19 protein-coding genes and 2 riboswitches are annotated in these 20,143 nt (G+C 39.4%); of the genes, 15 read left to right on the forward strand and 4 right to left on the reverse strand.

What is annotated here, in order from left to right:
* Positions 1-45: 45 nt before the first annotated feature.
* Complete coding sequence (locus tag ACLRYO_RS07365) at positions 46-1,566, reverse strand: hypothetical protein (RefSeq protein WP_316597892.1); 1,521 nt, start codon at positions 1,564-1,566, stop codon at positions 46-48.
* 524 nt (positions 1,567-2,090) lie between these two features.
* Between ACLRYO_RS07365 and glmS the strand changes: the two genes are divergently transcribed.
* From glmS to ACLRYO_RS07410, 9 genes are all read left to right on the forward strand, one after another.
* Positions 2,091-3,923: a glutamine--fructose-6-phosphate transaminase (isomerizing) gene (glmS, locus tag ACLRYO_RS07370; protein ID WP_278451925.1), complete on the forward strand. Its 1,833-nt coding sequence runs from the start codon at positions 2,091-2,093 to the stop codon at positions 3,921-3,923.
* Between the two features lie 58 nt (positions 3,924-3,981).
* Entirely contained in the window at positions 3,982-4,968 is a 987-nt protein-coding gene (trpS, locus tag ACLRYO_RS07375) for a tryptophan--tRNA ligase (protein ID WP_077708069.1), read from the forward strand.
* 36 nt (positions 4,969-5,004) lie between these two features.
* Positions 5,005-5,481: a hypothetical protein gene (locus tag ACLRYO_RS07380; RefSeq protein ID WP_077708070.1), complete on the forward strand. Its 477-nt coding sequence runs from the start codon at positions 5,005-5,007 to the stop codon at positions 5,479-5,481.
* Positions 5,482-5,740: 259 nt separating this feature from the next.
* Entirely contained in the window at positions 5,741-6,553 is an 813-nt protein-coding gene (locus tag ACLRYO_RS07385; RefSeq protein WP_004693860.1) for an amino acid ABC transporter substrate-binding protein, read from the forward strand.
* Positions 6,554-6,676: 123 nt separating this feature from the next.
* The gene (locus tag ACLRYO_RS07390; protein ID WP_004693858.1) at positions 6,677-7,333 is read left to right on the forward strand and encodes an amino acid ABC transporter permease; all 657 of its coding nucleotides are present in this window, start codon (positions 6,677-6,679) and stop codon (positions 7,331-7,333) included.
* Positions 7,334-7,485: 152 nt separating this feature from the next.
* On the forward strand, positions 7,486-8,241 hold the full coding sequence (locus tag ACLRYO_RS07395; protein ID WP_004693856.1) for an amino acid ABC transporter ATP-binding protein: 756 nt from the start codon (positions 7,486-7,488) through the stop codon (positions 8,239-8,241).
* A gap of 8 nt (positions 8,242-8,249) precedes the next feature.
* Entirely contained in the window at positions 8,250-9,521 is a 1,272-nt protein-coding gene (locus ACLRYO_RS07400) for a hypothetical protein (protein WP_278456660.1), read from the forward strand.
* A 169-nt stretch (positions 9,522-9,690) separates the two neighbouring features.
* Positions 9,691-10,137: a universal stress protein gene (locus ACLRYO_RS07405; RefSeq protein WP_004693853.1), complete on the forward strand. Its 447-nt coding sequence runs from the start codon at positions 9,691-9,693 to the stop codon at positions 10,135-10,137.
* 192 nt (positions 10,138-10,329) lie between these two features.
* Positions 10,330-10,620 (forward strand): ArsR/SmtB family transcription factor, encoded by a 291-nt coding sequence (locus ACLRYO_RS07410; protein WP_004693850.1) that lies wholly within the window; start codon positions 10,330-10,332, stop codon positions 10,618-10,620.
* 129 nt (positions 10,621-10,749) lie between these two features.
* Here ACLRYO_RS07410 and ACLRYO_RS07415 read toward each other — a convergent pair whose 3' ends face one another.
* Positions 10,750-11,739, reverse strand: coding sequence for an AEC family transporter (locus ACLRYO_RS07415; protein ID WP_287517855.1), 990 nt, complete (start codon positions 11,737-11,739; stop codon positions 10,750-10,752).
* A gap of 381 nt (positions 11,740-12,120) precedes the next feature.
* On the opposite strand from ACLRYO_RS07415, the gene modA reads away from it, so the two are divergent.
* The 3 genes from modA to ACLRYO_RS07430 all read left to right on the forward strand — a co-directional run bounded on the left by modA (position 12,121) and on the right by ACLRYO_RS07430 (position 14,451).
* The gene (gene modA / locus ACLRYO_RS07420) at positions 12,121-12,909 is read left to right on the forward strand and encodes a molybdate ABC transporter substrate-binding protein (RefSeq protein ID WP_004693843.1); all 789 of its coding nucleotides are present in this window, start codon (positions 12,121-12,123) and stop codon (positions 12,907-12,909) included.
* A gap of 238 nt (positions 12,910-13,147) precedes the next feature.
* On the forward strand, positions 13,148-13,816 hold the full coding sequence (gene modB / locus ACLRYO_RS07425) for a molybdate ABC transporter permease subunit (protein WP_004693841.1): 669 nt from the start codon (positions 13,148-13,150) through the stop codon (positions 13,814-13,816).
* A gap of 8 nt (positions 13,817-13,824) precedes the next feature.
* The gene (locus tag ACLRYO_RS07430) at positions 13,825-14,451 is read left to right on the forward strand and encodes an ATP-binding cassette domain-containing protein (RefSeq protein WP_004693839.1); all 627 of its coding nucleotides are present in this window, start codon (positions 13,825-13,827) and stop codon (positions 14,449-14,451) included.
* Here the strand turns inward: ACLRYO_RS07430 and cytX are convergent.
* Entirely contained in the window at positions 14,435-15,619 is a 1,185-nt protein-coding gene (gene cytX / locus ACLRYO_RS07435; RefSeq protein WP_287531026.1) for a putative hydroxymethylpyrimidine transporter CytX, read from the reverse strand. The genes ACLRYO_RS07430 and cytX overlap by 17 nt on opposite strands.
* A 52-nt stretch (positions 15,620-15,671) precedes the next feature.
* Positions 15,672-15,777, reverse strand: a riboswitch (TPP riboswitch).
* An 81-nt stretch (positions 15,778-15,858) separates the two neighbouring features.
* Positions 15,859-15,953, forward strand: a riboswitch (TPP riboswitch).
* A gap of 64 nt (positions 15,954-16,017) precedes the next feature.
* Here cytX and thiW point away from each other — a divergent pair.
* From thiW to thiM, 3 genes are read left to right on the forward strand one after another with little or no spacing between them, the layout of a single operon-like run.
* Positions 16,018-16,497, forward strand: a complete 480-nt coding sequence (gene thiW, locus ACLRYO_RS07440) for an energy coupling factor transporter S component ThiW (RefSeq protein ID WP_287531025.1) — start codon at positions 16,018-16,020, stop codon at positions 16,495-16,497.
* Complete coding sequence (thiD, locus tag ACLRYO_RS07445; protein ID WP_287531023.1) at positions 16,497-17,330, forward strand: bifunctional hydroxymethylpyrimidine kinase/phosphomethylpyrimidine kinase; 834 nt, start codon at positions 16,497-16,499, stop codon at positions 17,328-17,330. The genes thiW and thiD overlap by 1 nt, the downstream gene beginning before the upstream one ends.
* A 13-nt stretch (positions 17,331-17,343) precedes the next feature.
* Positions 17,344-18,861, forward strand: a complete 1,518-nt coding sequence (thiM, locus tag ACLRYO_RS07450) for a hydroxyethylthiazole kinase (protein WP_413084797.1) — start codon at positions 17,344-17,346, stop codon at positions 18,859-18,861.
* A gap of 267 nt (positions 18,862-19,128) precedes the next feature.
* Here thiM and rbr read toward each other — a convergent pair whose 3' ends face one another.
* Positions 19,129-19,674, reverse strand: coding sequence for a rubrerythrin (gene rbr / locus ACLRYO_RS07455; RefSeq protein WP_021147736.1), 546 nt, complete (start codon positions 19,672-19,674; stop codon positions 19,129-19,131).
* Between the last annotated feature and the right edge of the window lie 469 nt (positions 19,675-20,143).

Consider the following 20,143-nt stretch of genomic DNA (forward strand, 5'->3'; position numbering starts at 1 on the left):
TAGCACTACTTTGGATTGGAATAATTCAAAGTAGTGCTTTTATTATTATTTATCAGCCACAACGAGTTTATATCCATTTAAGTGAATGTTACTACCTGTTGAGTCTTCGTTGTTCAAGGATTTTACATAGCTGTCACCTGTGAGTATCCAATTGGAGTCTTTGCTAAGTTTCACAGTTACTTCTTTAGCAGCATTGTCTGTGTTTACAGCGCCTACAAGACTAGATCCATTTGTCATGTCTAGTGCGATGGTACTGATTGAATCAGCCATAATATTACCGCTTAGTTCTTGGTTAGATGTACGGAGTGTAAGATGACCGCCATTTTCACCAGTTTTGCCCCAACGGGAGTCAGCAGCTGCTTTCACTAGGGTAGAAGTGTTTGGCATAGAGATTGCATTGTTAGAAAGGTCTACTTCAGCAGTGGTGTTGTTTACATAGAGGAACGCACCTGTAGCGTGAGTTGTAAGTGTATTATTCTCTGCTTTCAGACGAGCAATACCGCTTTCAGCATCACCAGAGAAGCTCTGATATAGCATGAAACCATTATCTTTGTAGCCTGTTACATTGGAGTTTGTAAGGGTAATGGAGTTCTTACCTTCTACGACGCCAATTTCACTGTTATTCGCTATGCCGTTGACATTGTTCACTATAATATTACCCGTGGAGTAGATAACAGGACTGCCTTCGCCAGATGTTGTAAGTTTGGCTGCTTCTGCGGTGATAGTGCCTTCTCCGCGATCTGTAGCAAGTGTGGCAGAATGAGCACCTTCAGTGGTGATAGTTAGATTTTTGCCATTTACAGTGCCTTTGTAAGTGGCATCTAAGCCACGAGAGGAATCGCTTTTTGTGTGAATATTAGTGTTTTCTACGTTGATAACAGAGCCTTCACCAGTGGCAAAGACTGCGTTAGACCCTTTAGAATTAGATGTAATATTGCTACCTTTGATGTTAATTTGGCTACCCTCGATACCGAGGACTACTGCATTTTGACCGCGGAAATTGCTGTTGTCATCGCTTGTAGTGTCGCCTGTTTTATCGAAAACGCTATTTTCAATATCAATTACCGCTTTATTTTTACCGATGAAAGCATTCTGATCAGCCGTTGTGTTTGTCATCGATTCGTGAGCAATGGATTTGTTTTCTGTAACGATAGTTGTGCCTTTAAAAGTACTAGGATCTACTTCAACTTGTGGTGCCATTCCATTAGGGGCTCCATTCTGCATAGCCATTGGAGGCATACCGTTAGGAGTGCCAGAAGGAGGATTTCCATTTGGAGGTATTTGGTTAGACGTGCCTGTAGGTGATTGACCTGCAGGTGGTTTGCCGTGAGGTGCACCGTTTGGAGGTGTGCTTCCTTGTGCGGATGGTACTGTTTTAGTTTGTTCTGTTGAGGTTACAACTGCTACGTTAGTACTAGTTTGAGTCTCTGCGGCTAAGGTTGGGATAACCGCTAATGTCGACAGAGCTGCACCAAGGACTGCAGGTAATACCCAACGACGCAATTTTCTATATGACAAACTGTTCTTTTTAATTTTATGTTGCTTCTTTATAGTTGTTTTATTCATGATTATCATCTCCCAAATTATATACATACATTTTGAAAATACAACAAAATCTAATTGTGTAAAATTTAGAATGATAGAAGTATAATTTCTTACAATGAAAAGGATGTGAAGCATAGAAACAATCTTTTTTATTCCTTTTGAATTATCTGTGGTGGTTTACTTTTTATCGATTTTTCTAGTATAATATACGTCAGTACATATTTTATTTTGTACTGATTCTGCCGTATATCAAAGAAAGGAATTCCAAATTCGTAAAGGCGAATAGCGCAAGTACCCGCGAAGGCAGTCGTTAGGGTAGACGAGGTGAAGAGTGATCGAGTCATCAGCGGATGCTCTTCCGGCATATTCATGTCGTAACAGGTATTAAAAAGCCCATCGGTAACGATGGGGACAAAGTATATCTGAATGAATTGTATTGAACTAATATTTAATACATTAAATAGAATATTAATCTAGAACATTAATTAGTTAGCCTTAGTTTTTGCTGGGGCTAGAAATACCCCCAGTTATAGGAGGATATACGTATGTGCGGTATCGTAGGATACATTGGCTTTAATCAAGCATCTGATTTCTTGTTGGACGGTATGGCAAAGTTAGAATACCGTGGTTATGACTCTGCAGGTATTGCTGTTATCGGCCCTGAAAATGTAATTAAAATTCAAAAGAAGGTTGGCCGTCTTGCTAATCTTGAGGCAGTTGTGAAAGCAGATCCTAATGAAGGAACTGTAGGCATTGGTCATACACGTTGGGCTACACATGGTCGTCCATCCGACATGAACGCTCACCCTCATGCATCTGAAGATGGTAAATTTGCTGTTGTACACAACGGCATTATTGAAAACTACATGCCTTTAAAAGAAGAGCTTATTGCAAAAGGGTACCATTTCAAATCTGAAACTGATACAGAAGTTGTAGCTCATTTGTTAGAGGATATGTACGATGGCGATTTCGTGGGCACAGTACGCCGCATGCTAGCTCGTGTTGATGGTGCGTATGCTCTTGAAATCATCTGCTCCGATGAGCCAGATAAAATCATCTGTACTAAAAAAGAAAACCCATTGGTTATCGGTCTTGGCAAAGGTGAAAACTTTGTAGCATCCGATATTCCAGCTATCATTAACTACACACGCGATACATACATCTTGAGTGATGGTGAATTAGCTATCGTAACTCGCGATAATGTATCCGTATTTGACCGTGAAGGCAAACCTGTTGATAAAGAGGTATTCCATGTAAATTGGAACGCTGAAGCAGCAGAAAAAGGCGGTTATGAACATTTTATGTTGAAAGAAATTCATGACCAACCTAAGGCTGTACGCGATACATTTGGTACACATATTTCTGAAGACGGTAAGACAGCAATCTTTGATGAGCTAAATTGGACTGCTGAAGATGTGGCAGCTTTCAATAAAATTCTCATCGTTGCATGCGGTACTGCATACCATGCAGGTCTTGTAACAAAACAATATATTGAAAACTTGGCGCGTATTCCAGTTGATGTGGAAATAGCATCTGAATACCGTTACAGCAATCCGTTGACTGATGATAAAACATTATGTATCGTTATTAGTCAATCTGGTGAAACATCCGATACATTGGCGGCTTTGAAAGAAGCTAAACGCCTTGGTGCCAAATCATTGGCCATTACCAATGTTGTTGGTTCCAGCATTTCTCGTGAAGCAGATAACAAAGTTTACACATGGGCTGGACCTGAAATTTCTGTAGCGTCCACAAAAGCGTACACTACTCAATTAGTAGCGGGATTGTTGTTCGCCGTATACCTAGGTCAATTAAATGGTAAATTAAATCCAGCCTTAGCTGAAGAAATTCTTAGCGGCGTTAAAAACTTACCATCCTTGATTCATGAAATCTTTGAAGTAGACGAAGATATGAAAGCCTTTGCTAAACATTATGGTTTCAAATCTGATGCATTCTTCTTGGGCCGTGCTATCGACTATGCAGTAGCGATGGAAGGTGCTTTGAAGTTGAAAGAAATTTCTTACATCCACGCTGAAGCATATGCTGGTGGCGAATTGAAACATGGTACATTGGCTCTTATCGAAGAGGGCGTACCTGTTATCGCATTGGCTACACAAGAGGATGTGTACGATAAGATGATCAGCAACATCCGAGAGGTAAAAGCTCGTGAAGCTATTGTAATCGGTATTGGTATGAAAGGTGACGAAGAATTATCTAAACACGTAGACCATACAATCTATGTTCCTCGTGCGAATAAATTCATCGCTCCAATCTTAGCAGTTGTACCATTGCAATTATTAGCGTACTATGCAGCGATTACACGCGGCGCAGATGTAGATAAACCACGTAACTTGGCTAAATCTGTAACCGTAGAATAATATATATAACCAACAGTGCTTTGGCACTGTTGGTTTATTTCAATATAGGGAGACTATTATGGCAGTTATATTTTCCGGCATCCAACCAAGTGGGGAGTTAACACTTGGTAACTATTTGGGGGCTTTACGTAATTTCTTAGATTATCAAGATACTGAAGAATGTTACTATTGTATCGTTAACCAACATGCGATTACGGTACCGCAAGATCCAAAAGAATTATTTCAAAACACTCGTAATTTGGCTGCATTGTACCTTGCGGTTGGCCTTGACCCTAAAAAGGTAACATTGTTTGTTCAATCCGAAGTACCTGAGCATGTTAAGCTCGGTTGGGTTATGCAATCTATTAGCTATGTTGGCGAATTAGAGCGTATGACTCAGTACAAGGATAAGTCTCAAAAGCAAGGGGATTCTATTCCAACTGCATTGCTTACGTATCCACCGTTGATGGCGGCAGATATTTTGCTATATGGTACGAATTATGTTCCTGTAGGGGAAGACCAAAAGCAACATCTCGAGTTGACTCGTAATTTAGCAGAGCGTTTTAACCGTAGATTCGGTGAAACTTTTGTAGTACCTGATATCAAGGTCGGCGAAGGTGGCGCTCGCGTTATGAGCTTGCAAGAACCAACTAAGAAAATGAGTAAATCTGATGATAACCAAAATGCTACAATCCGTCTTTTGGATGCACCAGATTTAATCGTGAAAAAGTTGAAACGAGCTCAAACTGATTCTGATAATGCAGTTCGCTATGATAAAGAAAATAAACCAGGCATCTCTAACTTGATGGGAATCTACCGTGCTATTACAAAAGATAGCTACGAAGCTATCGAAGAAATGTACGCAGGCAAAGGTTATGGCGTGTTCAAATCCGATATTGCCGACCTTTTAGTAGCAACCCTTGAACCAATTCAACAACGTTACAATGAATTGATTACAAGCCCTGAACTGGATGTAATCCTTGATGAAGGGGCTGCTAAGGCGCATGCTAAAGCAAGTGCAATGTATCGTAAGGTAGAACAAGCTATGGGCTTGTGCCGTAAATAAAATTATATAGTAGACTTTCAATTTGTGAGGTAAGCCATGACGAAACAAGAGGCGATGGAACGCTTTTCATCAGGTGCCGTACAACAGAGCTTAGAAATACATCGCGGTATACAGTGGACCGGTCGCATCATCGGCCTAGTTGTGTGTGCGTTGATTGTAAAATATATGCCCTCAGACTGGGCGGAACGTGTATGGTATTATCTGTTGTTGCTCGTGATATTATGGACCCTTCATAGATTAGGTGAAAGTCAAGCTTTTATCTGTGAAAAGGGCCTCGTGTTAAAACGTAGGCCTTTTTCTGTGAAAGAATACTTTCACAGTTTATTCTATGGGGATGAATATTTCGTCTTTGTTGATTATGAGCATATTATTGGATTCACCGAGGAATGGCGTGAGTTGCAAGCGATGAATGGTCATGGTGGGATCTATGTGATACCACTTGATCTGCATCAGGTGGCGTACAAGGATAAAATGGCGATGATTGAGGCCATTCATAAACATACGCAGTCATAAAGTATAAGTACGTAGCGTCATACAATATAGGCATACAGAAATATAAATATAGGACTACAGAAACATAAAGCAAATGAATCTAGAATCATAAACTATATATGTGGAGAGTCTGTAAAATAAAAAATGCAAAATTCATCGAATTAACTATTTACAACTTTAATGAACTAAAGTATAATACAATCATTAAGTACAGAATCTAAATCTGTATTGAACATATTATTAAGTAGTAAATGGGCGATAATCGCCGTGGAGGATAGTTATGAATTGGAAAAAGATGATGGCCGTTGGCCTTGCAGCCGTGTCTATGATGGCATTTGTAACAGGTTGTGGTGGTGACGCTAAAAAAGCTAATACAGAATTGCCTAAGAAAGTTGTTATCGGTTTAGATGATAGTTTCCCTCCAATGGGCTTTAAAGATGAAAAAGGTGAAATCGTTGGCTTTGATATCGACATGGCTAAAGAAGCAGCTAAACGTGCTGGCATGGATGTAGAGTTCAAAGCTATCGATTGGTCTAGTAAAGAAGCGGAACTAAAATCTAAAAAAATTGATGCGTTGTGGAATGGCTTAACAGTTTCTCCTGAGCGCGAGAAAAATATTTTGTTCTCCAATACATATATGAAGGATAAACAATATGTCATTGTTCGTAATGACGATGATTCCATTAAAGGTAAAGCCGATTTAGCTGGTAAGGTAGTAGGCGTGCAACAAGCTAGTACTGGTGAAGCAGCATTGCAAAACGATCCAAGCGGTAAGACTGTTAAAGAAACAAAATCCTATGCGGATTTTGTAAGTGCCTTCATGGATCTTGGTATTGGTCGTGTTGATGCGGTTATTGCTGACGGTGTAATCGCTCGTTATCTTATGACAAAAGAACCTGGTAAATACAAAATCGTAGAAGGTACTGACTACGGTGTTGATAATTTCGCTGTTGGCTTCCGTAAAGATGATACTGCTTTGCGTGACAAAATTAATGGTATCTTAGCTGAAATGAAAAAAGACGGTACTGCTGATAAAATTGCTGAAAAATGGTTAGGCTCAGGCGCAGACTTAGATAAGAGCGATGCTAAATAGTACAATTCGTGATATACTAATAGTACTATGGTCAGTAGGTACAACTGATAATTAAAGAACGAAATGTACACTAGAGAAGCGGCCAGATGGCCCTTCTCTAGTCGTGTTTTGAAGGAGTCTTTCATGTTAGATTATTTATTGCAGATTATCCCAACCATCGCTGATGGCTTAAAGGTAACCGTATCGCTATTCTGTATTGTATGGATTTTATCTATTCCTGGTGGCATTTTAATGGCTATGTTACGCCTATCTAAATTGCCTTTAGTAGATAAGCTTGTCGATGCGTTCGTATATTTAATGCGGGGCACACCGTTGATGCTACAAATCTTATTCGTCTATTATGCATTACCAATCATCACGGACGGTGCTATTCAAATGGATGATGCCACGGCAGCAGTTCTTACCTTCGTATTAAATTACGCAGCTTATTTATGTGAGATTTTCCGTGGGGGCATTCAATCTATCTCTCGAGGTCAGTACGAAGGGGCGAAGGTGCTTGGTTTTACCTATGCACAAACTATGCGTAAAATCATCTTACCACAAATGTTTAAACGTGTATTGCCTCCTCTTGCGAATGAGACGATTAACTTATTGAAAGATACATCTCTTGTATATGTATTAGCGATGAATGATATCTTGCGTATTACAAAATCTATCGTACAACGGGACTTTGATATTTCTGCATTCCTCGTGGCAGCATTATTCTACTTGATCTTTACCTTTATTTTAACGAATATCTTCAACTACTTAGAACGAAGATTTGCTGTATACGAAGATTAATCTAATTCTATGATAGTTTGTCGTATGTAATGATGTAGCTAGTTTTATAGGTGAGATACTTTTATTTGATGCTATAGATGCGATTTTGTAGATGAGATATCTTTACTTGAGGTGCTGGTTATATACTTAATATGACGACGTAAGAGGTACTTATGACATTTGTAAATATGGAGCGTATTGAAAAACGCTTTAATAATCAATCAGTATTACGCGATGTGTCGCTCAAAATGAATAGAGGAGAAATCGTTTCTATTATCGGACCTTCTGGTTCAGGTAAATCCACATTTTTACGCTGCTTGGGGCAGTTAGAAACGATTGATGGAGGCTCTATTACCGTTGATGGTACGGTTCTTGCTAGTACTGAAAATGGGGTTGTAAAATACGCGTCTCCTCAAACTCAGCATGAATTATTGCTTCGTATGGGGATGGTATTCCAATCTTTCAACTTGTTCCCGCATATGACGGTATTAGATAATATTATGATTGCTCCACGTATGGTAAAAGGTATGAAAGATGATGAAATCTCACCGATTGCAGAGCAATTACTCAATAAAGTAGGGTTATGGGAAAAGCGTAATATGTATCCATCTCGCTTGTCTGGTGGTCAGCAACAGCGTGTAGCTATTGCCCGTGCGCTAGCGATGAATCCTGAAATCATGCTCTTTGATGAACCTACATCAGCTCTCGACCCAGAGCTTACTGGTGAGGTTCTTAAGACGATTAAACAATTGGCAGACGATCACATGACGATGATTATCGTAACTCATGAAATGAACTTTGCTCGAGAAGTATCGGATCGTGTTATCTTTATGGCTGATGGTGTTATCCAAGAAGAAGGAACACCAGAACAAATTTTTAATCATCCGCAGAACGAAAGAACGAAAGCGTTCTTGGATAATATGTTATAGGAGGCTCTATGAAGTTACGTTTATTTGCGGCAACCTTAGCTGTCATGGCTTTGGGAACGACTTCTATTATGGCGGAAGGTTTACAGAAGACGCCTGATACACCTTTATCTATTGTGGAATCTCAGAAGGATTCCGCATCTATTTTGCCAGAACAATACAAATCCTATGCTACTAAGATGAACACGGTGGTGAAGGATTACAAAAATGGTTATATGTTCTCGATTCCTTGGCGTGTAGCTGATGGTGTTATGCTAGATATGGATGTACGTAGTGAAAGCGAACATATTCAAGGGTATTCCTTTAATTTAGCGGGCCCTACCCAAGAGGATTCCTATACAGTATCTTTTACTAAGCGCAATAATACACCGCAAGAAGGAGTATCTCAAAAAGAATGGAATACAACTTGGTATGGTGTACCTATTAAGGGCATGTCTAATGAGGAGTATTTGAATATTTGGCGCCAACATAGCAATAACTTTGAGCATAATGATATTGTTGGTGGGTTCTTTGCTAAGAAAGGTGCAGTTTCCGCACGCTGGGATAAGAGTACACCAAAATCTTATGCAGATATGACATCTACAGAGCCGGTTCAGTCTGTATTTGAAGCAGAATTTATCATGGAGAAAGATCCAACTCATCGGTACAATTTGTCTAGTACGTATGCACCTGTTCGTGCAGAGTTTATGGAGCTAGGTTTGATGGAGCATACAATTCCATCCTTTGAATTGATCAATAAGCGCGGTTCTAATGCTATTAAAGGGGTAAAAAAAATATTAACCGGCACAAGCGATATCAGTGTTGCAGAAGGTATCAAATTTACCTATCCAAAAGGTTTTACCCGTCTTAATGAAAAAGGTAAGATTGCTTTTACTAAACATAATGTACGCCTTGACATTGAGTCCTTTACAATTCCAGTACAAGCTGTCAGCTCCGGTATGCCAACTATGATGGCTAAGCAGATGCTTGGTGATTATTATCTTAAACAATTGGTTGATGTGAACAAGGCCACGATTACTCGTTATGAAACGCATATCATTGACGGTAATGTGATGTTCTATTTGGCGGGCCATATGAAAAATCCAAATACATCTGATACATCTGTAGCGGAACCAGTATCCTTTGGCGCAACAATTATTCTTGGCAATGAAGGTAATGTAGCAGTAGCTCGAATGATTGGTCCATCCACTAGCAATCTTGCTACTCAGGAACTTATAGATATATTAGATGGTTTTAAATTGACTACTACACTTAATACAAATCAATCGTCTCAGGTTCTTTAATATACGCATAATATTCTTTTATTTGTATAATTCTGTACGATTTGTGCTATAATGTAATAAATCCTCAGAAAAAAGAGGAGTTTTCCTTGATGGTCTAGAATATATTAGTATAGGCTAAACGATATTTGATCATATCCCCTTTGAGGGATTAGGAATAGGAGGGGTTATTATGGTTACCTACAAAACTATTGTCGTACCTACTGATGGTTCTGAAAATGCTAAACGTGCGTTGGAACATGCTCTCGCTGTAGCGGATCGCAACCAAGCTGAATTGATTGTTGTTCACGTTGCAAATATTGTGTCTGCTATTTCCAATTTTGATCAAACACCAATTTCTGGTGGATATGTATCTGAGCAAATTGCTGAGGATATGGAAGAAACTGGTAAGGAAATTCTTAATGATGTAGTGAAAGAAATTCCTGCAGGCGTAAAAGTTAAAAGCGTATTTGAAGTTGGCTCCCCTGGACCTGCACTACTTGCAGTGGCAAAAAAATATAATGCTGATCTCATCGTAATGGGTAGCCGTGGTCTTGGCCCTTTGAAAGGCTTATTCATGGGTAGCGTAAGTAGCTATGTAACTAGCCACTCCACTTGCCCTGTATTAATCATTAAATAATTTATATCTTATATTTTATATAGATATGATAAAAAAAGAGACTTTGGTTTCTCAAAGTCTCTTTTTTATGTTAAAAATGATATAATGTCTATATGTATGCCATACATATTGGTGTTATACGTTAAGACGTATCGATTAGTGACATAGAAGAGCTACAAAAAAGAATGGATAGGATTAAAAAAGGGGGATTATATGACCGACAAACAAGAATCATTGCTGAAGCTAGCAGAACTGTTTAAAATCTTGGGTGATCCTACACGCCTTAAAATAGTAGAGCTATTACTAGAAAATGAAATGTGTGTTAATCACATTGCAGAAACCATGGAGATGGGACAATCTGCTATTTCTCATCAATTGCGTGTATTGCGCCAAGCACGCCTTGTTACATATCGTAAAGATGGGAAAACAGCATATTATTCTCTAAACGATGATCATGTTGAATGTTTAGTTCGCATGGGGATGGAACACGTAGCTCATCAATAATTAGGAACGTAATCATTTAAAGTCTCATTATAAGAGATGAGCCTATGATACACTTATAAGTATTTTAGCCTCAAAATATAATAAAAGGAGCCCTTTTAGAGGGCTCCTTTTTGTATAGGTGTACTCGTATCAATATAATGGGAAGAGAAAATAGGCTATAGTAATAAACAGTGGCATTGTTATAGCGGATAAAATAGTTGTGCCCATTACGATTTGTGTAGCATATTCAGGATTATTCTTCATTTCAATAGCAATAAGAGACATATTGATAGCGGTAGGTACGCTGTAGGTTATAATGATGGTTTGCGCAGCTATTGGATGCATAGGGCCATAGAACATTATAAATAGTATGGTAATACCAGCGGCTATGAGTGGGCTCACAATGAGTCGTAAGGTCGTTGCGAGCATGACATCCATCTTGAAAAAGTTTAGAGGTGTTCTATTAATCTGTACACCTAAGGCAATCATAGCAACTCCAACGAAGGCGTTGGCAAAGATATTGAGTGGTGCAAAGAAGAAGAGCCCGTGTAAATCAAAGGGCAATAGCTGGCAAAGGAGTGCCAGTGGGATGGCATATACCATAGGCATGTGGAATACGACTTTTAGTGCATCCCGTGGGGTTAGTCGTCCAGCTCCAGCTTGGTAGAACCCATAGGTATTACTGCTGATAGTTTGGATGATCATGATAGATACAACGCTTACAAGACCTAAATTGGCATAGGGTGTGGTTCCATCGATGACATATGGAATATTAGTAAATACAAAGATAGCAAGGGCGACACCCATATTCCCAACATTATTAAACATAACGCAGTTTTTTAAGGTTGCAATCTTAGCCACATCATATCCTTGCATCTTACCTACCACATCTGAAAGGATGGAGTTTAGTATGAGTACACAGAGCGCACAGAATACAATTTCCAAAGTACCTGAGTTAAGTTTAGCTTCATACATCGCTCGAAATATAAAGGTAGGTAACAATATATAAAAGTTTAGTTTACTCAGCGTATATAGATCGAGTTTAAATCTTCTATCTAATATAAATCCCACGCCTATAAGTACTAAGATAGGGACCATAGAATTCATAAAAATATGGCCTACTAATTCGAATAGATTCATCATCTCACCTAGAGTTTTTCTTTAATATATTAGTTAATATATAAGGCATAGTTTTAATGTATCGTATAACTATATAGCAAATATACAGTTACTTTATATAAGTTAAAAGTGAATAAGCGTTACGAAATGTGCTTATTCTTTATAATATTATCATACCATAGTATGTATTTTTTGGGATTTAAAAAATTATTGATTATGATTACTTATCATAATCATCAGAAATATCTATGCAATATGTGTTTTTGGATATACGACTTTAGCTATCGATTTATAGTATAATATGAATATATTGTATATTTTAATTTGTTAGTACACGAGGTGTCTCTAGGTGTTACCATAGCTTTTACAGTGTGGCGTTTTAAGGGATACACAGGAGGAATTATGAAACGAATTTTATTAGTGTTAATGAGCGTTTTCATGTTTGCCTTTTTAGTAGGATGTGGTAATGATGCAAGTAAACCAACTGAGTCGGCTAAACCAAGTACATCTGAAAAGATTACTGTACAAGCTGCAGCAAGCCTTAAAGGTGCTCTTACTGAATTGGCTGATGCTTACAAAAAAAGCCATAATTTAGCAGATGATCAAATTGCTATTAACTTTGCTGGTTCTGGTACATTGCGTCAACAAATTGAACAAGGTGCACCTGCTAGCTTATTTATCTCTGCTGACGAGAAAAATATGAAAATGTTACAAGAAAAAGATTTGGTAACTGATGTAAAACCATTCGTAACTAATGAACTCGTTCTCGTAGTTCCAAAGGGCCAACCTAAGGTTGAGCTAAATCAAATCGGTACAGTAAAGCGTATCGTTTTGGGCAATCCTGAAACAGTACCAGCTGGTAACTATGGTAAACAGGTATTAACAAAACTAGGCGTTTGGGAACAAGTTGAACCTAATGTAGTATACGCTAAAGACGTAAAAGCTGTAACAGCTTCCATTAGCCAAGGTGCTGGAGATGCTGGTTTCATCTATAAAACTGATGCTATCGCAGCGGGCGATGCAGTTGAAATCTCTGCAGTAACACCGGCTGATTCCCATGATCCAGTTATCTATCCAATTGGTATTATCAAAAAATATGACAACGCATTGGCAAAAGACTTCTACCAATACGTAATGAGCCCAGAAGGCCAAAAAGTATTAGAGAAATACGGTTTCTCTACTTCTAAATAAGAGTAAAACGCTAGCTTTCAGGGCTAGCGTTTTCTTATGATACAATAGAGATATTATCGGTATTACTAATAAGATTATTTCTAACTGTATGCTCTTTTTTACTCATTTGTAGTGAGGAGTGGGGACTGATTAATAATCTAGCATATGATTTAGGACATAAATCTTATTTGAAAATATTTTAGAAATAATGGATACCGCAAATATTTTAAATTTGTTGTGTATAGAAAGGGGGCGTGACATGAGTCCATTCTGGCTATCATTATGGGTAGCAAGTATAGCTCTTATCATAGTTATTTTAAGTGGCTTAGGGACTTGTTACTGGATGAACCGTTGTAAGTGGGGTGGTATTGCCATTCTTGATGCACTTATTACCTTGCCACTTGTACTGCCTCCGGTAGTTGTTGGTTTTGCGTTACTTATGGTATTTACTCCAGGTTATGCGTTTGGTGCTTGGCTTGAAGCTCATGGTATGAGTGTTGTTTTTGCTGCATCCGGTGCCGTGATAGCCTCCTCTGTAATTGCATTTCCGCTGTTTTATCAAACGGTGCGTTCAGCATTGCAATCCGTCGATCATAATATGGAGGACGTAGCGCGTACATTAGGTGCTTCAGAGTTACGTATCTTTTTTACTATCTCCGTACCACTCGCTTGGAAAGGCATTTTGACGGGCAGTATCTTAGCATTTTGTCGTGCTATGGGCGAGTTCGGTGCTACCATTTTGATTGCAGGCAATATTCCAAAGGTAACGCGCACCATGCCACTTGCTATCTACTCTTACGTAGAGGCAGGGCAGTACATGGATGCTTTTGAATTAGTTATCTATATTTGTGTGCTCACATTGGCATTGTTGAGTGGAATTCACTTCATCACAAAGGGGTCCTTGTTCCATCACATTGATAATAATTAGGAGGTCCGATGATTACATTTTCCTTTACCATAGCTAGACCTTCTGTGACTGTGAAAGCCGATGGGGTACTTTCTTCTGGTATTACCGTGTTAACAGGCCAATCTGGCAGTGGTAAAAGTACATTTATTAAGTGCATTGCAGGTCTTGTGAAACCGACTACAGGTAGCATTCAATATGATGAAACTATATGGGTTGATCGCGACAAAAAAATCTGGGTACCTGCTCAAGAACGTCAAGTTGGCTATATGCCACAAGGTAATATCGTATTTCCACATTTATCGGTGGAACATAATATTACCTATAGTAAACGAGGCACGTCAGAGATGTGTGACAGCTTATTAAAACGCTTAGGCCTTGAGAAATATCGTAAAACGAAAGCAGGTAGCTTGTCTGGTGGTGAGCAGCAACGCGTTGCATTGGGGCGTGCTCTTTACTCTAAACCAACCATCTTGCTTCTTGATGAACCATTATCTGCACTAGACTGGAATTTACGTAAGCATGTTCGAGAGGATCTTGTTTCCATTATTCGCGAATGGGATGTGCCATGTGTATGGGTTACCCATGATGAAAGCGAAGCCGAAATGGTTGGAAATCGGCACTGGACCTGTGAAGATGGGCTTATAGTAAGGTGTTAGCAGTTTTACTTATGAATCCAACGATGGATGTTACGATAAATGCTATTGTAAAGGCTGGTAGTGTTGCACCTATGGAGCTTTCACTATGCAACATATAATGGTATAAACCTACGGCTATAGCCCAAATCAACCCGCGAACTAGATAAGCCGATAGCGTTTGCACTTGTTGGCGATTGACAAAATAGTCTGCCAACAAGATGGCAATCATTGGAGCAAAGACGGATCCGATGAGATATAGGAATTCTGTAATATCGTCCATCGGATATAGGATGGCTGCAATGGCGCCGACAATGGTTACGATAACAGCTACGCCTTTACTAGATGCTCCATTATAGATAGTCGTACTAGATACGCCAGCTGAGTAAGCGTCCATAAAGGTCGTAGTTACAGTGGAGAAGATAATGACGATGAGCCCTGTAAGACCAAGGCCTGCGTTTATCATAATAGTAATGATAGAGTCCCCACCGCCGAAGATCGCCGCGCTAAGGCCCAAGGTGTACATGGCGACACTCGTTACGGTGTAGATGGCAGCACTTGTTAGTGATGCGGAGAAAGGGCTTTTGCTTTCACGAGTATAATCACTGATGAGAGGTAGCCAAGACAGTGGCATAGCGATTGATAGTTCAAGGGCTGCTATAAAGCTCATATTGCCATTAGTCATGAAGCTACTGTCACTAGGCCATTGAGAAATCATGTGAACTCCCATGTAGAGTGTGAGGCCTAGTAATAAAACAGATACGATAGCTTGAATATAGCCTGTATTGTGGAGACCGATGAAGAGCCATAAAATGACGAGCGCCCCAATAGCAATAGTCCAAATCATAGGCGATAGGGGCGCCAGCTCTTGTAAGGCAAGCATGGCATCGTAAATCATGATACTAGTCCAACCGACGAGTTGGATCATATTTAAAAAGGCAAAGCCCTTTGCCCCTAAGGGACCAAAGCTAAAGGCTGTCGTGTTCATACTGCCTTGCCGCAAACGGCCACCGATGAGTCCTGCTCCAAAGAGCAGAATACCGCCGATGATATGGCCTAAGATGATGGCATAGAGACCTTGTGTAAGTCCTAAGGGAGCCAGATAGGTACCGGTCATAATTTCCGCAATCGATAAAGCGGCACCGAACCATATCATGGCAAATTGTGGTTGCGTGATGTGTGTATTTTTCATACGTCCTCCTTGCCAGGAAGTCATAGAAAAAGCCGAGCTCACAGGAACTCGGCTATTAATCCTCTATGTTCCCTACGTTGGCATTATCCAAATCAGGTTATGGGTTAAAGCATTAGCTTACTCTCAGCCCACTCTTGTGAGCACCCCGCTATGGTTTCATTATACGAGGTGGTGCGGGAACCGTCAATTCTTTTGTTGCATAGATTGTATAATGATGTTATAACTAGAGTATAAAAATATATGGCCACTAGGGGTGCTTTTGCTGAGATTGACCATTCAAAACCCTAGACCTGATCCAGATAATACTGGCGTAGGGAAGTGGAGTGAAACATAATACTAAATTATTACGAGACCATTCCATTTGAGGTGGTCTCATTTTTTATTTAGTTGGAGGTATTATGAAAAAACTGATTATTGCTAGTATATGTGTAGCCTTAGGTGTCGTCTTATCAACTACGTCGATTCCCATTGGCCCGGCCCGAATTTTTCCATTTCAACATATGATAAATGTGATCTTAGCCGTTATAGTTGGGGCGAGATTCTCTGTAGGCGCAGCCTTTAGTACTTCTTGCTTACGTAATGTACTAGCACTAGGCTCTCCATTAGCCTTTCCAGGTAGTATGATTGGCGCTTGGTTATCTGCGTATTTATATAAAAAATACAACGCCATCTGGGCAGCGGCTTTAGGCGAAATCATTGGCACTGGACTTATTGGTGCTCTTGTAAGTTATCCAATTGCTCATTTCCTACTAGGCAAACCATTGGCATTGTTGACCTTGATTACATCCTTTTCCATGAGCTCTATCGGAGGTGCTTGCATTGGCTTTGTAGTATTACAAATCTTATCTCGACGTAATCTATTACATAAGGAGGCATAATGAAATTACATACAGCATTAACAATTGCCGGTACCGACCCTAGTGGTGGCGCTGGAATTATGGCCGATTTAAAATCTTTCCAAAGTCGTAACGTATATGGTATGGCAGTGGTTACCTCTGTAGTGGCTCAAAATACAACGGGGGTGCACCACGTGGAACATCTATCGCTAGAAAGCATAGAAAAACAGTTACACGATGTATATTCAGATATTACACCACAAGCCGTTAAGACGGGCATGATTGCTTTACCAGAGATGATGGATCTCATCTATCCGTATGTGAGTAAGAACATACCTTATGTAATGGATCCCGTTATGATTGCCACTAGCGGTGATCGACTTGTATCGGGTGAGGCCGTGAATTTCTTAAAATCTAAACTCATTCCGGTCGCCACAGTCATTACACCTAATCGTAGCGAGGCAGAGGTGTTAGTGGACATGTCTATCTCTTGTGAAAGTGATATCACAACAGCAGCTAAGCGTATTTTACATGAATTAGGACCTCGAGTGGTTATTATAAAAGGCGGCCATATTGGAGATGATGCTACGGATTATGCTTTCACCAAAGATGGAGATGTGCGTACGTGGACGAGTCCTAAATATGATACTGTTCATACTCACGGTACGGGCTGTACCTTCTCAGCAGTTATTACGGCAGAGCTCGCTAAAGGACGTGATGTAATGGATGCTATTGGTATTGCAAAGGACTATATCGCTCTAGCTATTAAACATAACCCTGCACTTGGTCATGGCTGTGGACCTGTTAATCATATGGCTTATGGTTTATTGGTAAATGGCCCTCAAACTATGGATGAACTTTTGAAAAATGACTAGAGGAGATAGTTATATGATCTACAACAATCCAAATATAAATGGTTCAAATTGGCCCGAACTGAATATATTAGAGACTCTACGCAAAAAAAATCCTCTTGTTATTTGTATTACCAATGATGTGGTGCGGACCTTTACGGCTAATGGTTTACTAGCCATCGGTGCATCACCCGTAATGAGTGAGTGCAGCGAAGACTTAAAAGACCTTATCGTTCATGCTGCGGCTTTACTCATTAACATTGGGACCGTTACACCAGATAAGGTTACTTATTACAAAGAGGCTGTTAAATTAGCGAAGGCTCATGAGGTACCTATTGTGCTAGACCCTGTGGGCTGTCACGCCGGAGCTTATCGATTATCTGTTGTTTTAGACTTGATTAAAACTAATGCTATTTCGTTGCTACGAGGGAACCAAAGTGAAATCAAAGCCATCTATGATGCTCTTAATACAAATCATAAGATTGACAGTTCTCTCTCTGGTAAGGGCGTAGATGGGGAACAAGTTGAGGATAGCGCAATTATAACGTATCGTCTTGCACGCCAAATTAACTGTTCTGTTGTCGCAACGGGCGAAGAGGACTATGTTTCTGATGGAACTCGTGTATTTGCAGTTCCTCATGGTCATCCAATCATGACAGCGGTAACAGGGACCGGCTGTCTATTAGGGGCTGTCTTAGCTGCATTCTTTAGTTCCTATTATCCATTCATGCATAACATGTCTATCGGTGAGTTTCTTGCGTATGCACTGGCTTACTATGGACTTGCTGGTGAACGTGCAGTTAAGGTGAGCGGTGTAAAACCTGGCAGCTTTAGTGTGGCATTTATGGATGCCTTATATGAATTCGATGATGCGATGCTTTTATCTGGAAATAGAATACGGCCCGTAGTTGTACCCGATCAATTAAAGGTATATTTTATTAGTGGCACACAGGATGTAGGATTTAATGAAAGACATTTATTGGACACTGTTGAAGCTGCTTGTCGGGGTGGCGTGACATGCTTTCAGTTTAGAGAGAAGGGCACAGGAACATTAGAAGGACAACAGAAACTAGAATTAGCTCAGCAGTTAAAAGAAATTTGTGCTATGTATAATGTGCTTTATATTATTAATGACGATGTAGACTTAGCAGTGGCTGTTAATGCTGATGGTGTTCATGTAGGACAAGAGGATATGCGTTTAGAAGACGTTCGTAATCTTGTAGGAAATAAGGTTGTTGGTATATCCATTCATTCTGTGGAGGAACTTCATAAGACTGATGTAGTGTATGCAGATTGTGTCGGTGTAGGTCCTATGTATGCCACAAGTAGCAAACCTGATGCTCAAGAGCCATGCGGACCAGATCGTATTACTGAGTTACGAGCAGAAGGTCTAACATTACCGTGCGTTGGTATTGGGGGTATTACCTTAGATAACGCAACGCCTGTTTTGCAAGCTGGTGCCAGTGGAGTAGCCGTAATATCTGCTATTGCTCATGCAGATGATCCATATGAAGCAACACAACAATTTAAATGCTTGGTAGATAATATTAAGTGATATGTCTTTTATAATTCTAGGATAGTAAATAATAAGCACTATACAAAGGAAATAAAAAACATATTATAGTGAATAGAATAAAATATAGTAGACAAAATAAAAATCTAGCAAAAGAATGCAAAAAAAGACGATGACAAACAAATGTCATCGTCTTTTTGTTAAGGAAGTTGTCAGTACTTACTGTAAGTTTAGATTGTACTTACAGGTATAGTTTCATTAAAATCTGTACTTACAGGTTATTAATCTAGTTGGTGTCGCACTTACAGATTAGAAGGATTCAACCAAACGTTGGAAGAAAGCTTGTGGGTGAGCACATACTGGGCAAACTTTAGGAGCTTCTTCACCAATGTGTACATAGCCACAGTTAGCACAGATCCAAGCTACTGGTTGGTCGTTAGTGAATACTTTGTTACCGGATACTCGAGCTGCTAATGCAAGGTAACGAGCTTCATGACGAGCTTCGATTTTACCAACTTCGCGCATTTGGAAAGCGATTTTAGCAAAGCCTTCTTTTTCGGCTTCGTCAGCGAATTCTTTGTACATTGTAGTATGTTCGTAGTTTTCACCAGCTGCTGCATCGCGAAGGTTAGCTTCGATATCAGCGGAAATATCGCCACCATGAAGAGCTTTGAACCACAATTTAGCATGTGCAGATTCGTTGTGAGCTGTTTCTTCGAAATAGTCAGCGATTTCGTTCATGCCAGCTTTACGAGCTGCACTAGCGTAGAATGTATATTTTTGGAATGCTTGAGATTCGCCAGCAAATGCTGCTTGAAGATTTTTTTCAGTATTAGAACCTTTTAATTCTGCCATTTTAATACTCCTTTGTACTTACGATAATTTTCAAAATTGTTACTTAACATATATATTCATAACCACTTGGTTGTGAATGCAATGGAATAGAATACTTATTCTATAATTTCGAGGGCGACTTCGCCTTAGTTAAGAAAACTTATTCTTAGATCAAATAGACACTTGCCTAACTCTTAAAATAGTACTTACTTATTTGTGTGTTTCGGCACTTGCCGTCCTAACAGTTTTATATACAATGTGTTATCCGTATACTTAACGAATAATCATTGTTGACTATATTGTAACATACTAAATGAGAAATGCAAGTCTTTTTATAAAATTTATTTCGAAAATTTTCTAAATGATAAATATTATCAATGCAGTAAAGATGCGGATTTATAAAGAATGAATAGTATGGGGTTTATAAAAAATCCCTGTTTTGATATTGAGAATGATAACTAAATGAAAAATCATTATTGTTTAGTTGTTA

This window comes from Veillonella parvula, assembly GCF_047241225.1.
Lineage (GTDB): Bacteria > Bacillota > Negativicutes > Veillonellales > Veillonellaceae > Veillonella > Veillonella parvula_O.

Excerpts from the sequence above, each read along its gene's own strand:
- ACLRYO_RS07415 (WP_287517855.1), bottom strand. The coding sequence starts at position 11,739 with ATGAATCTATTCGAATTAGTAGGCCATATTTTTATGAATTCTATGGTC.
- ACLRYO_RS07395 (WP_004693856.1), top strand. The coding sequence starts at position 7,486 with ATGACATTTGTAAATATGGAGCGTATTGAAAAACGCTTTAATAATCAA.
- modB (WP_004693841.1), top strand. The coding sequence starts at position 13,148 with ATGAGTCCATTCTGGCTATCATTATGGGTAGCAAGTATAGCTCTTATC.
- glmS (WP_278451925.1), top strand. The coding sequence starts at position 2,091 with ATGTGCGGTATCGTAGGATACATTGGCTTTAATCAAGCATCTGATTTC.
- thiW (WP_287531025.1), top strand. The coding sequence starts at position 16,018 with ATGAAAAAACTGATTATTGCTAGTATATGTGTAGCCTTAGGTGTCGTC.
- ACLRYO_RS07390 (WP_004693858.1), top strand. The coding sequence starts at position 6,677 with ATGTTAGATTATTTATTGCAGATTATCCCAACCATCGCTGATGGCTTA.
- ACLRYO_RS07365 (WP_316597892.1), bottom strand. The coding sequence starts at position 1,566 with ATGAATAAAACAACTATAAAGAAGCAACATAAAATTAAAAAGAACAGT.
- trpS (WP_077708069.1), top strand. The coding sequence starts at position 3,982 with ATGGCAGTTATATTTTCCGGCATCCAACCAAGTGGGGAGTTAACACTT.
- ACLRYO_RS07385 (WP_004693860.1), top strand. The coding sequence starts at position 5,741 with ATGAATTGGAAAAAGATGATGGCCGTTGGCCTTGCAGCCGTGTCTATG.
- modA (WP_004693843.1), top strand. The coding sequence starts at position 12,121 with ATGAAACGAATTTTATTAGTGTTAATGAGCGTTTTCATGTTTGCCTTT.
- ACLRYO_RS07400 (WP_278456660.1), top strand. The coding sequence starts at position 8,250 with ATGAAGTTACGTTTATTTGCGGCAACCTTAGCTGTCATGGCTTTGGGA.
- ACLRYO_RS07430 (WP_004693839.1), top strand. The coding sequence starts at position 13,825 with ATGATTACATTTTCCTTTACCATAGCTAGACCTTCTGTGACTGTGAAA.
- ACLRYO_RS07410 (WP_004693850.1), top strand. The coding sequence starts at position 10,330 with ATGACCGACAAACAAGAATCATTGCTGAAGCTAGCAGAACTGTTTAAA.
- ACLRYO_RS07405 (WP_004693853.1), top strand. The coding sequence starts at position 9,691 with ATGGTTACCTACAAAACTATTGTCGTACCTACTGATGGTTCTGAAAAT.
- cytX (WP_287531026.1), bottom strand. The coding sequence starts at position 15,619 with ATGAAAAATACACACATCACGCAACCACAATTTGCCATGATATGGTTC.
- rbr (WP_021147736.1), bottom strand. The coding sequence starts at position 19,674 with ATGGCAGAATTAAAAGGTTCTAATACTGAAAAAAATCTTCAAGCAGCA.
- thiM (WP_413084797.1), top strand. The coding sequence starts at position 17,344 with ATGATCTACAACAATCCAAATATAAATGGTTCAAATTGGCCCGAACTG.
- thiD (WP_287531023.1), top strand. The coding sequence starts at position 16,497 with ATGAAATTACATACAGCATTAACAATTGCCGGTACCGACCCTAGTGGT.
- ACLRYO_RS07380 (WP_077708070.1), top strand. The coding sequence starts at position 5,005 with ATGACGAAACAAGAGGCGATGGAACGCTTTTCATCAGGTGCCGTACAA.